This window comes from Lentibacillus songyuanensis, from assembly GCF_039548255.1.
Lineage (GTDB): Bacteria > Bacillota > Bacilli > Bacillales > Amphibacillaceae > Lentibacillus_C > Lentibacillus_C songyuanensis.
In genome coordinates this window covers 56,238-69,652 of sequence record NZ_JBCLVH010000009.1, presented here as the reverse complement: position 1 = coordinate 69,652, position 13,415 = coordinate 56,238, and the positions used below count along the sequence as shown (strand labels likewise).

The 13,415-nt window shown below is 41.6% G+C and carries 9 protein-coding genes; 7 read left to right on the top strand and 2 right to left on the bottom strand.

Annotated features, from left to right (window positions below):
• Positions 1-404 precede the first annotated feature (404 nt).
• Both WMZ97_RS10865 and odhB read left to right on the top strand, forming a co-directional pair.
• The gene (locus tag WMZ97_RS10865) at positions 405-3,272 is read left to right on the top strand and encodes a 2-oxoglutarate dehydrogenase E1 component (RefSeq protein ID WP_343272107.1); all 2,868 of its coding nucleotides are present in this window, start codon (positions 405-407) and stop codon (positions 3,270-3,272) included.
• A complete protein-coding gene (gene odhB, locus WMZ97_RS10860; RefSeq protein WP_343272106.1) occupies positions 3,259-4,539 on the top strand; it encodes a 2-oxoglutarate dehydrogenase complex dihydrolipoyllysine-residue succinyltransferase in 1,281 nt (426 codons plus the stop codon). Before WMZ97_RS10865 ends, odhB begins: the two co-directional genes overlap by 14 nt.
• A 172-nt stretch (positions 4,540-4,711) precedes the next feature.
• Here the strand turns inward: odhB and WMZ97_RS10855 are convergent, their stop codons facing one another.
• Complete coding sequence (locus tag WMZ97_RS10855; protein WP_343272105.1) at positions 4,712-4,936, bottom strand: hypothetical protein; 225 nt, start codon at positions 4,934-4,936, stop codon at positions 4,712-4,714.
• A 637-nt stretch (positions 4,937-5,573) separates the two neighbouring features.
• Here WMZ97_RS10855 and WMZ97_RS10850 point away from each other — a divergent pair.
• Positions 5,574-6,863 carry an NCS2 family permease gene (locus WMZ97_RS10850; protein ID WP_405027682.1) on the top strand — a complete coding sequence of 430 codons (1,290 nt, stop codon included), beginning with the start codon at positions 5,574-5,576 and terminating at the stop codon, positions 6,861-6,863.
• Between the two features lie 301 nt (positions 6,864-7,164).
• On the top strand, positions 7,165-8,352 hold the full coding sequence (locus tag WMZ97_RS10845) for a NupC/NupG family nucleoside CNT transporter (RefSeq protein ID WP_343272103.1): 1,188 nt from the start codon (positions 7,165-7,167) through the stop codon (positions 8,350-8,352).
• A 776-nt stretch (positions 8,353-9,128) separates the two neighbouring features.
• Here WMZ97_RS10845 and WMZ97_RS10840 read toward each other — a convergent pair.
• On the bottom strand, positions 9,129-10,496 hold the full coding sequence (locus WMZ97_RS10840) for an MATE family efflux transporter (protein ID WP_343272102.1): 1,368 nt from the start codon (positions 10,494-10,496) through the stop codon (positions 9,129-9,131).
• 1,041 nt (positions 10,497-11,537) lie between these two features.
• On the opposite strand from WMZ97_RS10840, the gene WMZ97_RS10835 reads away from it, so the two are divergent.
• The 3 genes from WMZ97_RS10835 to WMZ97_RS10825 all read left to right on the top strand — a co-directional run bounded on the left by WMZ97_RS10835 (position 11,538) and on the right by WMZ97_RS10825 (position 13,412).
• Positions 11,538-12,608: an undecaprenyldiphospho-muramoylpentapeptide beta-N-acetylglucosaminyltransferase gene (locus tag WMZ97_RS10835; protein ID WP_343272101.1), complete on the top strand. Its 1,071-nt coding sequence runs from the start codon at positions 11,538-11,540 to the stop codon at positions 12,606-12,608.
• A 29-nt stretch (positions 12,609-12,637) separates the two neighbouring features.
• Positions 12,638-12,778, top strand: coding sequence for a hypothetical protein (locus WMZ97_RS10830; protein ID WP_343272100.1), 141 nt, complete (start codon positions 12,638-12,640; stop codon positions 12,776-12,778).
• Positions 12,779-12,950: 172 nt separating this feature from the next.
• Positions 12,951-13,412, top strand: a complete 462-nt coding sequence (locus tag WMZ97_RS10825; RefSeq protein ID WP_343272099.1) for a Uma2 family endonuclease — start codon at positions 12,951-12,953, stop codon at positions 13,410-13,412.
• Positions 13,413-13,415 lie beyond the last annotated feature (3 nt).

The window sequence follows — 13,415 nt, the reverse complement described above, 5'->3', positions numbered from 1 at the left end:
TGCTTCATACCCGGAAGTAAAGACGGATACCATAAATGTAACAATAACACCCATTAATAATGCTAACTTCATGTGTGTTGCCTCCTTTAAAGCGGTATGTAAAACATGACAATCATTAGTATACCCCCATTATACCGAAAAACTATCTGAATGTGAACTGGAAAAGATGTAAACGGCCTCAAAATTAAATAAAAATAAGTCAGTTAATAAGTTAATTTACTTTAATATATATTCACTATTTTATGAATTCCATAACCTCCGACAAACGTAACGCTATGTGATTGTTTATCCACTTAAAATAGGGTATATTAGTTGATGAAGTCATTCGACAGTTCTATAATGGATACGGAGTTTGAAAATACCGTTGTCGAACGGAACAGTTAATACTAATGGGGGTATATAACGTGGCACAAAATGAAGAATCTCATCAAGGATTCTGGGGAGAATTTTATGGTCCTAACTTGGGGTATATTGAAGAACAATATGAGTTATATAAAGAGGATCCACAAGCAATTGATCCGTCTTTAAAGGAATTGTTTGATCAACATGGGGCCCCCAACTGGCAGCACCAGACAAACGGTGCCGTACAAACATCAGCAAGCCCTGCAACTTCCATAGACGATGTGAAGAAACTAACCTCGGCAATGAAACTTGTGGAGGCTATTCGCCGTTATGGTCATCTGGAGGCTGATATTTATCCAGTTGGGCGTGAGAAAAACCGTAAGTCGGACCTTGTTGATCCAAAGTCATATGGATTAACCGAGGATGATTTGCAAAGTATTCCTGCTTCCTGGTTATGGGAAGATGCATCAGGAAATATTGAAAACGGGCTAGATGTTGTCAAGCAGTTAAAGAAATATTATTCCGGAACCATCACGTTTGAATATGATCATGTAAATAATGATGACGAACGAAAATGGCTGTTGGAACGTATTGAATCGGGAAACCTATCATTATCATTTTCTGATGAAGAAAAGAAACAATTACTGGAGCGGCTTGCCCATGTAGAGGGTTTTGAGGAATTTCTGCAAAAAACGTTTGTTGGGCAAAAGCGTTTTTCTGTTGAAGGTTTAGAAGTCATGATTCCTATGCTTGATCAGGTTGTTAAACATGCGACTGATGAGAAAATTGATCATATCATGATGGGCATGGCTCACCGCGGACGACTGAGCGTTCTATCCCATATATTAGGTAAACCATATGACAAAATATTTTCCGAGTTTCATCATTCGCCAGACAAAGAATTAATTCCATCTGAAGGTTCAAGGGGAATCAATTATGGCTGGACCGGTGATGTGAAGTATCATTTTGGGGCAACAACGGAAGTAAAGGATAAAGAAGATGAGTCCACCCAAATTACGCTGGCGCATAATCCATCCCATTTGGAATTCGTAAACCCAGTTGTGCAAGGCTTTACTAGAGCAGCACAAGATAGCCGAAAGGAAAGAGGCTATCCAGCACAAGACCTGGATAAAGCATTTAGTGTACTCATTCATGGGGATGCTGCTTTTATTGGAGAAGGTGTTGTAGCGGAATCATTGAACTTGAGCGGATTACCAGGTTATCGAACTGGGGGAACGCTGCATTTAATTACGAACAACCTTGTTGGATATACGACTGATCAAAAAGACGGGCGTTCTACCCGTTATGCTAGTGATTTAGCAAAGGGATTTGAGATTCCGATTATTCATGTCAATGCGGATGATCCGATAGCGTGTGTTTCGGCAATGAACTTTGCTTATGAATATCGGAAAACATTCCGTAAAGACTTTTTAATTGATCTGGTTGGTTACCGTCGTTATGGTCATAATGAAATGGATGAGCCAAGAACGACACAGCCGCAGCTTTATCAGGATATTGATAATCACCCAACGGTTGCGAATGTATTTGCTAATGTGCTGCAAAATGAGAATGTTATTACAGAAGATACCTTGAAACAAATGAAAGAGAAAGTGGAAAGTCATTTACGGGATATCTATGAAAGCATGAAAGAAAATGAGAGTGGGGAAGCGGAAGCAAGAAGCATGCCGAAAGCACTAAAAAATGGTATTGACCGCTTCGAAACAGCAGTACCACTTGATCAGCTGAAGGCCTTGAATAAAGGATTATTAAATCGTCCTGAAGGTTTTACCGGCTTTAAAAAATTGGAGAAGATTTTAAAACGCCGTGAAAATGCCCTTGAAGAAGGGAACAAAGCGGACTGGGGCGCCGGGGAAGCATTAGCCTATGCATCCATTTTAGCGGATGGCATTCCAATTCGGTTAACCGGCCAAGACTCGGAACGCGGAACATTTGCGCATCGTCATGTTGTATTGCATGATGTCGAAAAACAGGATTCTTACTGCCTCATGCATGGTTTGGAAGAGGCTAAAGCATCATTTGATATTCACAATAGCCCCCTTTCAGAGGCTGGAGTGTTAGGTTTTGAGTATGGCTATAGTGTTCAATCACCAAACACGTTGGTATTATGGGAAGCGCAATTTGGCGACTTCGCGAATGCTGCACAGGTAATTTTTGACCAATTTATTTCTGCTTCTCGTGCGAAATGGGGCGAGAAATCAAACATGGTTGTACTTTTGCCGCATGGTTATGAAGGCCAGGGACCGGAACATTCCAGTGCACGGTTGGAACGCTATCTGCAATTAGCTGCAGAAAATAATATCATCGTGGCAAACGTGACATCGTCAGCACAATTTTTCCATTTAATGCGTCGTCAAGCAGCCATGCGTGGACGTGAGGAAGCGCGGCCATTGATTTTGATGACACCAAAGAGCTTGTTACGGAATCAGCGTGTTGCGTCAGAAGCAAAGGAATTTACGGAGGGAAAATTCCAAGTGCTTAAGTCACAGCCGAATTTAAAAGTGAGCAAGAAAAATGCCAAACGCTTACTGATTGGCAGCGGAAAAGTCATGGTTGACATTGAGGAAGCAATTGAGAAGTCGGAAAGCGCTTTTGACTGGCTACGCGTATTACGACTGGAACAAATCTATCCATTCCCTAAAAAGGAATTGCAGAAAGAACTGGAACAATTACCAAACCTCCAAGAAGTTGTTTGGGTCCAGGAAGAACCGAAAAACATGGGCGCCTGGGTTATTGTAGTTGAATATTTAAAAGAATTGGTAAAAGAAGGCATTGATATCCGGTATATTGGCCGTCCTGATCGTTCGGCACCGGCAGTTGGGGAACCAAATGTGCATAAAACAGAACAAAATCAAATCATCCAAGCAGCAATAAGCGAATCACAAGGAGGAGATACCCGTGAAAGAGATTAAAATTCCGGAATTGGCTGAGTCTATTACAGAAGGTACGATCGCTGAATGGTTAGTAAAAAAAGGTGACAAAATTGAAAAAGGTGACCCGGTTGTTGAACTGGAAACAGACAAAGTAAACGTCGAAGTGAATGCCGATTCTGCTGGGGTACTTGTCGAAATTGTAGCTAATGAAGGTGATGATGTCGAAGTTGGCGATGTGATTGCCAAGGTGGACGAAAATGGGGAAGCATCCGGTGATACGTCTTCGGCAAAAGAAGAAACAAAAACGGATGATCAGCCAAAACAGGAAGAAACAAAACAAGAGGCACCGAAACAAGAAGCACCAAAGCAGGACCAGCAACAAGCAGATGAAACCAATCAAGACGTGATTGCATCACCTGCAGCAAGAAAACGAGCCCGCGAATTAAATATTGACTTGAGCCAGGTAAGCACACGTGACCCATTAGGCCGCGTGCGTCCTGAGGATGTGGAAGCAGCTGCTAAAGGTGGAAATGAATCTAAACAGCAACAGCAAAAGGCTGCTAAAAGTGACACACCAAAGCAATCTGAAAAGACGGAGTTTGATAAGCCTGTAGATCGAATCAAATTATCGAGACGACGCCAAACAATTGCTAAGAACCTTGTGGCAGTGCAGCATGAAACTGCTATGTTAACAACATTTAATGAGGTTGACATGACAGCAGTGATGAATTTGCGCAGTAAACGAAAAGAAAACTTTATTAAAAAACATGATGTAAAACTTGGCTTCATGTCATTCTTTACTAAAGCGGTTGTTGGCGCATTAAAAGAGTTCCCTGAAATTAACGCTGAAATTCAAGGCAATGAACTGGTGTTGAAGAAATTTTACGATATCGGAGTTGCGGTATCAACAGAAGAAGGATTGGTTGTACCGGTTGTTCGTGATGCAGATCGTATGGATTTCGCCGGTGTTGAGCGTGCAATTGGGGATCTTGGTGTGAAAGCGAAAAATAAAGAACTGTCATTGAAAGATCTTCAAGGCGGCACATTCACAATTACGAATGGCGGTACATTCGGATCAATGATGTCGACACCGATCTTGAACGCACCACAGGTTGGAATCTTAGGAATGCATAACATTATTAAACGACCAATCGCGATGCCAGACGATTCGATCGAAGTACGCCCAATGATGTATATTGCCCTGTCTTATGATCACCGTGTTGTTGATGGAGCAGAGGCTGTACAATTCCTCGTTCGTATTAAACAGATGTTGGAAGATCCATATGATTTATTGTTAGAAGGTTAATATAAATATGGAATGCCCCGTTTTGATGAGGATCAAAGCGGGGCATTATATATAGGAAAATTAAATATTGTTGTGGTTTTGTTCTATCGTTATTTTGTGGTTACTTTCTTAAGTAATTTTATATCAGATTGCATGTCAGTTACGGTTTCTTTTAGCGTATCCATATCTGATTTCATTTCGTATTCGTACCAACCTGCTCTTTTGTGTATTTTACATCGCGATGAACTCGTCTAAGAAGATTCATTTCCATTCCATGATTTGTTTTGAGGAGTGAATGATTCATCGCCATTTCGTCTTGAAGATTTTTAAACCCGCTTTTCTTTGTGGTTTCGAGTGACCCAAGCTTTGTTTCTACGGAGCTGAGTTTATCTTCTTGAGAACTTAGCTTATTACCCATCAAGTCCAATTTTTCTCCTTAAGCGCCAAATTGTTTTCCAAGGGCGTCCAACTTTTCCCCTTGATAATCGAATCGTTCTTCCTGTGAATCAAATCTGCTGTTTAATTTGTTGATTTCCGTTAAAATTACTTTCATATCTTCATTTATACATACGACCTCCTTTTTTGATTTATGTTATCTACATTATAGCATGTATGCAGAATTAGTCATTTCAGTAATTTTTCATTTTAAATGATTTCACATGGGTCAAATGTGAAATTTAACCTAGACGAAAATATAAATTTCAGCCCATAGAAAGGTATTAAAATTCATTTCAGTCATTTTCAAATGAATTTATCCCACCTTAACGGGCAGTAAGACCCCCACTTCAAGATTTTGAAGCGGAACAAAAAAAGATAAGTGGGGGTCAACTGTCCGTAAAGGTCCAATTCTGTTCGGGCCTGCACGACGCAGGTCACAAAGGCGTTGCAACAGGACGTTGCGTTCTTAGCCTTTGTTCTCCTGTTTCAGTGGGGGAGAAAGGGAAAAGAAAGGAAACCCCCCCACTGAATGAAGTTTCACTTTATTGCATTTCTTTCTAAAAACGAATATTATATTAGGTGTTGATTGATATTATTCGTTAATGAGGGTGAAATCGTTGGAAAATTTATTCAAACTTAAACAAAACAATACTAACATCCAAACCGAAGTAATGGGTGGTGTGACGACCTTTCTTACCATGGTCTATATTATCATTGTCAACCCCGCGATTCTTTCAGCGGCAGGAGTTCCGTTTGATCACGTATTTATGGCTACAGTTATTTCAGCTGTCGCGGGGACATTATGCATGGCATTATTTGCGAATTATCCGATTGCAATTGCACCCGGAATGGGGATGAATGCTTATTTTGCCAGCGTGGTTGCTACACAAGGCTTCTCCTACCAGGTAATATTCGGGACGGTATTTCTAGCAGGTATTGTCTTCATCATTTTAAGTTTTACAACGTTACGTGAAACGTTAATTGAGGCAATTCCAGCTTCACTAAAGTTTGGCATCACGTCAGGGATTGGTTTGTTTATCGCTTTTTTAGGGTTGCGATCATCTGGAATTGTGGTTGCCAATGAGGCGAACCTGGTTGGATTTGGTGATTTACACGCACCTGGAACCTTATTAGCAATAGCAGGATTATTTATCATGTTAATCCTGATGACTTGGAATGTGCGTGGAGCGCTGTTTATCGGGATGGTTGCAACTGGTATTATTGGTTATTTCACCGGGCAGTTAACGTTTAATGGGGTGGTATCTGCACCTCCAACACCGGTGTTCTTTGATATGGATATTGCGGGTGTGTTCAGTAATGGATTATACACCATTGTTTTTGCTTTTTTACTTGTAACGATATTCGATACAACGGGAACGTTAATTGGGGTAGCGGAACAGGCAGGATTTATGAAAAATGGCAAACTTCCGCGGGCAAAGGCAGCCTTGATGGCAGATGCAAGTGCAACGACCATTGGCTCGATGTTTGGTACAAGTCCTTCGACCGCGTATGTTGAGTCGACTTCAGGAGTAGCAGCAGGAGGAAGAACCGGATTAACATCGGTGGTTGTTGCTGTTCTGTTTGCTTTATCGATTTTTTTCACGCCGATTATTAGTTCGATTGCCAATGTAGCAGCTATCACCGCTCCTGTCTTAATTATTGTTGGTTGCTTTATGATGGAGGGGTTAGCGCGGATTAATTGGAAAACATTTGATGAGGCATTTCCTGCATTTTCCATTATTTTAACGATGCCGTTAACCTCCAGTATTGCAACGGGAATTTCGATCGGGTTTATTACCTATCCATTATTAAAATTAGTAAGCGGGAAAGGAAAAGATGTGCATTGGATTCTTTACGTTTTCGGTATCATCTTCATCCTGCAAATGATCTTTTTTCCCGCACACTAAATGACTGATCTTCCTTTGATGGAAGAACTGATTTTAACAAAAAATCCTGCAGAAAAGTGTCGTGCTAACTTTTTAGTACTTCATGATAGTGTTTTAAGTGTGGAATCCACTTGAAGATTAAAACAGGTATAACAATGAATCGTGAACCCTCATTGCGTCTGGCCCCAATACGAATAAAATATATGGGATAGTAAATAACTATAGGCAGACGAAAAAGGCAGCCTGCTGATTCGTTATGGAAAGTATTTATTATTAGTGGGACACAGGAATCTGCCCTGTATGTCTCCAGGAGGGCTTATTTGTGGATATTATTTTAGGACTTATAGCAATTGTTGTTGTTCTTGGGGTAGCTTATTTAATGTCGAATGACAGGAAAAATATAAACTATCGGGGAATTGTCGTTATGTTGATAGCGCAAATCATAATTACCTGGTTTATGTTTTCGACGGAGATCGGAAAAAAAATCATCAACGGTATTTCGGCTGGGTTCGATAAATTAATTGAGTTTGGTCAGGAAGGAATAAGTTTCGTTGTTGGCGGATTTCAATTAGAGGAGAGCGGCGTGTTTTTCTTTAATGTACTCTTATTGATTATCTTTTTTTCCACACTTTTATCCGTTCTGACCTATTTGAAAATTTTGCCGCAGATCATTAAATACATTGGCGGTTTATTGTCTAAGATAACGGGATTGCCAAAGGTGGAGTCATTTAATGCGGTAAACAGTATCTTTTTTGGTCAATCTGAAGCGTTGCTGGCTATCAAAACCCAGTTCCATCAATTGGAGAAGAATCGGTTGTATATTGTCAGTGCTTCAGCAATGGGTTCCGTTTCGGCATCAATTGTTGGTTCCTATATACAAATTCTGCCGCCACAATATGTATTGGTTGCATTGCCACTAAACATGTTTAGTGCTGTTATGATTGCATCGGTGATTGCTCCGGTACATGTACCCAAAGAGGAAGATCATGTCGATGTAAAGGATGTTTCCAAGGATCGCAGTATTTTCGAAGCGATGGGAAATGGGGCGCTTGATGGGGGGAAGATAGCCTTAATCGTAGCTGCCATGCTAATCGCGTTTATTGCTTCGCTTGCCCTCGTTAACTGGCTGATTCAACTCATTTTCGCCGGTGTGACATTGCAGGATATACTCGGGTATGTTCTGTCACCAATTGGCATGTTAATGGGGATTGCTCCTAGTGAGGTTATTCAAGCCGGTGGTGTAATGGGGACGAAAATTGTTACCAATGAATTTGTTGCTATGCTTGACTTCCAATCCATGCTTGGTGATATGTCGCAGAAAACGGTGGGGATTGTGTCCGTTTTCTTGACCAGCTTTGCTAACTTTTCATCGATTGGCATTATTGCGGGAACGGTACAGGCGATTGATCAAAAAAAGGCTGTACAAGTTTCCGGATTTGGGATGAAATTGTTGATTGGGGCAACACTGGCATCGATACTTTCCGCAACGATTGCTGGATTATTTCTATAAAAAAGTGGAAACCGGTCAGTGATCGGTTTCCGCTTTTTTTCGCTAGCGAATATTTTAAAAATATGGAGACGGCGATATGGTATAATGGAAGAAAAAGGGTATGAGGTGTATTCGCTGTGCTGTCTAAACATTGTAATGGATGTGGGAAAGATATCCCGTTTTCTATGTTTATCAAACAAAAAAGCTTCCATAAGGTTTTCTGTCCCAATTGCAACAAGCGGCTACGTCCAACAGGTTCTTCCAAGGTCGTTTTTTCTGTACTATGTATTGTGCCAATCATCGCCTTGCCAAATACATTTTCATATTCATGGATGATAATGTTTGCCTGGATCATCTTTTGTATTTTTATTGTCCAGCCGCTTGTTTACAAATATGAAATCCATGAATAAAGTGAAACTTCATTCAGTGGAGGGATCTCTTTCTCCCTCACTGGGACAGGAGAACAAAGGCTAAGATCGTAATGTCTGAGTTTGCAACGCCTTTGTGACCTGTATCGTGCAGAAGCGGCTTGTTTTTTCGTTTCACCTCAAAGCCTTGAAATGGGGGCTTACTCCCCGTTAAGGCGGGATAAAACTGAAAAATAGCTGGGATGTAACGGAAACATTGCACACGAAAGAAGAACGATCATTCGGTCATCCAACAGCCGTTTGCCTTGCCGCATGACGATATACAACTTCGTTTGGCAACTCAACCCTCATTTGAATGACCGAATGACAAAAAACTCTTTCGTTCGCTAACTTAACTGTCCGGAGCGTTCCCGCGGCAACCGCAAACTTTTATGTTTCTTGAACGACTTTGACTTTTTGCAGCTTTTTTTGTAAATAGAAAAATCTTGCTAACAGACAGCAAGCACCAAAGCTTAGCCCAATAATAATTCCCACCCAATAGCCAAATGGTTCAAGCGGAGTGAAATTTGCCAGAAGCCAGCCGCTTGGCAGTCCCACAACCCAGTAGGAAATAAGTGACAGAATAAGGGTGACGTTAACATCCTTGTAGCCGCGTAATGCACCTTGAATGGGAGCACCAACTGCATCAGCCAACTGATAAAAGATCGCGTAGATGATGAAATGTTTGGTCAGCTCAATAACATCTGGATTAGTATTATAAATTGCAGCAACAGTTCCGTTAAATACATACAAGACAATCCCGGCAAAAACTGCAATAATTAACCCACTGCTAATTCCGATATATCCATATGCTCGTGCATCGGCAAATCGCTTTGCACCAGCCTCAAAGCCAACCGCAATCGTTAATGCCATGCCAACACTTAACGGTAGCATATATAATAATGAAGCAAAATTCATTGCAGCCTGATGTGCCGCGATTGTAAACGTGCTATAGACACTCATTAATAATGTTATTGCAGAAAAAATGCTCGTTTCAAAAAAGATGGAGAAGCCAATGGGAATCCCGATTTTTAATTGTTCCCACCACGCTTTTATCGATGGCTTCACCCAGTTGGAAAAAATGCTGTACTGGCGAAACGGCTTTACCTTATAAATGACCACAATGGCAATGCCGCACACCATCCAATACGTAATCGCTGTTGCAATCCCGGCACCAATTCCGCCAAACGCTGGCAGCCCCAATTTTCCAAAGATAAACAGATAGTTAAACAAAACATTCAATGGTAGGGATGTTAGAATTATGAGCATAGATATTCGTGTTTGGCCCAGCGCATCAATAAAACAGCGCAATGTGTTAAAAATAAACAACGGAATAATCCCGGTTACAAGAAAAATGAGATAAAACTTAGCGGTATGCCGGACTTCCGACTCCAAATCCATCATCTGCAGAACTGGGTGAAGCAACAATGCACCGGCTGCTGCAATAACTAATGCGAGCGCGATTGCCAGATAGATCCCTTGTTGGACTTTTTGGGGAATAGCATGATCTTTCCTAGCCCCGGTTAAGTGCGCTATAATAGGGGTGATCGCAAGCAAGATCCCATTGATTCCAGTGAAAATCGGAACCCAAAGACTGGAACCAATGGCCACACCTGCTAAATCCGTTGCACCAGCTCGTCCAGACATGACGGTGTCAAAGAAATTCATAAGGTACATACTGACTTGGGTAATCAGAATAGGTATGACGATCAGGCTAAAAAGCTTTATTTTCTCTTTTAATGTTGTTGTTTCGTGCATATTCTTCTTCCTTTTTTATTCATTTTCCAGTAGGATAGAAATGGCTTATGACATCTTAGTTTATTTAACTTAATAATGTAAACATGGAATCGGGAATGGGAACATCAACCGAAGTCAAGGAAACATCGACCCAAGCACGTGAGCATCAACCGAAGTCAAGGAAACATCGACCCAAGCACGTGAACATCAACCGAAGTCGAGGAAACATCGACCCAAGCACGTGAACATCAACCGAAATCAAGGAAACATCGACCCAAGCACGTGAACATCAACCGAAATCAAGGAAACATCGACCCAAGCACGTGAGCATCAACCGAAGTCGAGGAAACATCGACCCAAGCAGGTGAGCATCAACCGAAGTCGAGGAAACATCGACCCAAGCAGGTGAGCATCAACCGAAGTCGAGGAAACATCGACCCAAGCAGGTGAGCATCAACCGAAGTCGAGGAAACATCGACCCAAGCAGGTGAGCATCAACCGAAGTCGAGGAAACATCGACCCAATCACGTGAGCATCAACTGAAATCAAGGAAACATCGACCCAAGCAGGTGAGCATCAACCGTAATCGAGGAAACATCGACCCAAGCAGGTGAGCATCAACCGTAATCGAGGAAACATCGACCCAAGCACGTGAGCATCAACCGAAGTCGAGGAAACATCGACCCAAGCAGGTGAACATCAACCGAAAACAGGCAAACATCGACCCAAGCACGTGAGCATCAACCGAAATCAAGGAAACATCGACCCAAGCAGGTGAGCATCAACCGTAATCGAGGAAACATCGACCCAAGCACGTGAGCATCAACCGAAGTCGAGGAAACATCGACCCAAGCAGGTGAGCATCAACCGTAATCGAGGAAACATCGACCCAAGCACGTGAGCATCAACCGAAGTCGAGGAAACATCGACCCAAGCACGTGAGCATCAACCGAAGTCAAGGAAACATCGACCCATGAATGGCTATGAGAGCATTGGTGACTATTTTAAACAAGTATCACAACAGCAATTATACCGTTTTAATGCAGGAAAGGAAGACATTTTATGAAAAAGAAGCGAATCCTTTTTACTGGCGGGGGAACTGCCGGACATGTCATTGTGAATCTGGCTTTGATTCCTGTATTCCAGGAAGAAGGATGGGACATAGATTATATCGGTTCGAGAGATGGGATTGAACGTACCTTAATAGAGCAGTTAGACGGTGTTACCTACTATCCAATTTCTACAGGAAAACTCCGTCGTTATATCTCTAAGGAAAATATGAAAGATCCATTTAAAGTGTTAAAAGGAACAATGCAGGCATGGCGAATTATCGGTAAGCAAAAACCATCTATTATTTTCTCCAAAGGTGGCTTTGTATCTGTTCCAGTTATAATGGCAGCTAAAATGCGCAGGACTCCGGCAGTAATTCATGAATCAGATTTCACGCCGGGACTGGCAAACAAATTGGCAATTCCTTTTGCCAATAAGGTATTAGCAACCTTTCCGGAAACGATGAAATTCCTACCGGAAAAGAAAGCAGAATATGTCGGGGCTGTCGTTCGGGATGAATTATTTCAAGGAAAGAAACAAACCGGTTTGGAATTATGCGGCTTTACCACTAAAAAACCTGTCCTGCTAATCATGGGCGGAAGCGGTGGCTCAGAAAAAATCAACAATACAGTTCGTGAGGGTTTGGATGATCTGTTGCCAGTATTTCAAATTGTCCATATTTGTGGAAATGGCAAAGTGGATTCCAGCATCAATCGGGAAGGGTATAAACAATTTGACTATGTTAATGAGGAATTAAAGGATTTGTTTGCAGCTACCGATTTCGTGTTATCGCGTGCAGGTTCGAATGCGATCTTTGAATTCTTGGCATTACAAAAACCGATGTTGTTGATTCCATTGTCAAGACAGGCAAGCAGAGGGGATCAGATTGTTAATGCAAACTCATTCCATGAGAAGAAATATGCCCGGGTGATGGAAGAAGAAAAGATTACGGTGGATAATTTAGTCGCGCAACTGCTCCGTTTAAAAGAACAAGCGCCAATCATGATCGACTATATGAAAAAATATCAAAGTGAACAGGCAAAAGACCGGGTAATTGAGATTATTAAGCAGACAGGCAAGTGATTGAACAAAATCTAATGGGGGAATAGGCGATGTATTTATATCGTACTGATGCAGTATCAGTGGATGGATACTGGCAAATTCGCGAAAAGGACGACGCATTATTGGAGTACATTGATGGACTTGTTTATCCCGCCTTAACGGGCAGTAAGACCCCCACTTCAAGATTTTGAAGCGGAACTAAAATAGATAAGTGGGGGTCAACTGTCCGTAAAGGTCCGATTCTGTTCAACTAACATTCAGTGGGGGAGAAAGGGCAGGCTAAGAACGCCACGTCCTGTGGCGACGCCTGCACTAGAACGTCCTGTTCGTCGAAAACCCCCACTGAATGAAGTTTCACTTTATATGTCACCATCCCCATCAACGAAACATCAACGGATTTCAAGTGATTTGCAGCTTGAATTCGGTACCTTTCTTAAAGGAAAAGATTGCGAGGTATTTCCAGCACCATACGATATCGAATTGCAAGCCGACAACATGGAAGGGACGAAGATTTTCATCCCGGATATCAGTATTATTTGTGAAAAACAAGGATTTACCGAAGCCAGATATGTTGGTGCTCCAAGCCTGATTGTTGAAATTCTGAGTCCTTCCAACCAATCGCATGATTTGAAAACCAAGCTCAACCTTTATATGAATTATAGTGTCAAAGAATATTGGATTGTGAATCCGATGCTGGATACGACTATGGTTTATGCGCTTAATGATAAGGGCATGTATGAACAGCATGACATGAAAACCGAGATAGGGGAAATTACATCTAGATTGTTAGAAGGTTTTCGTGTTGATTTAGCAAATATTTTTTAATAG

Coding starts and splice junctions, on each gene's coding strand:
- WMZ97_RS10840 (WP_343272102.1), bottom strand. CDS start 10,496: ATGCACGAAACAACAACATTAAAAGAGAAAATAAAGCTTTTTAGCCTG.
- WMZ97_RS10835 (WP_343272101.1), top strand. CDS start 11,538: ATGAAAAAGAAGCGAATCCTTTTTACTGGCGGGGGAACTGCCGGACAT.
- WMZ97_RS10825 (WP_343272099.1), top strand. CDS start 12,951: ATGTCACCATCCCCATCAACGAAACATCAACGGATTTCAAGTGATTTG.
- WMZ97_RS10855 (WP_343272105.1), bottom strand. CDS start 4,936: ATGGGTAATAAGCTAAGTTCTCAAGAAGATAAACTCAGCTCCGTAGAA.
- WMZ97_RS10830 (WP_343272100.1), top strand. CDS start 12,638: ATGTATTTATATCGTACTGATGCAGTATCAGTGGATGGATACTGGCAA.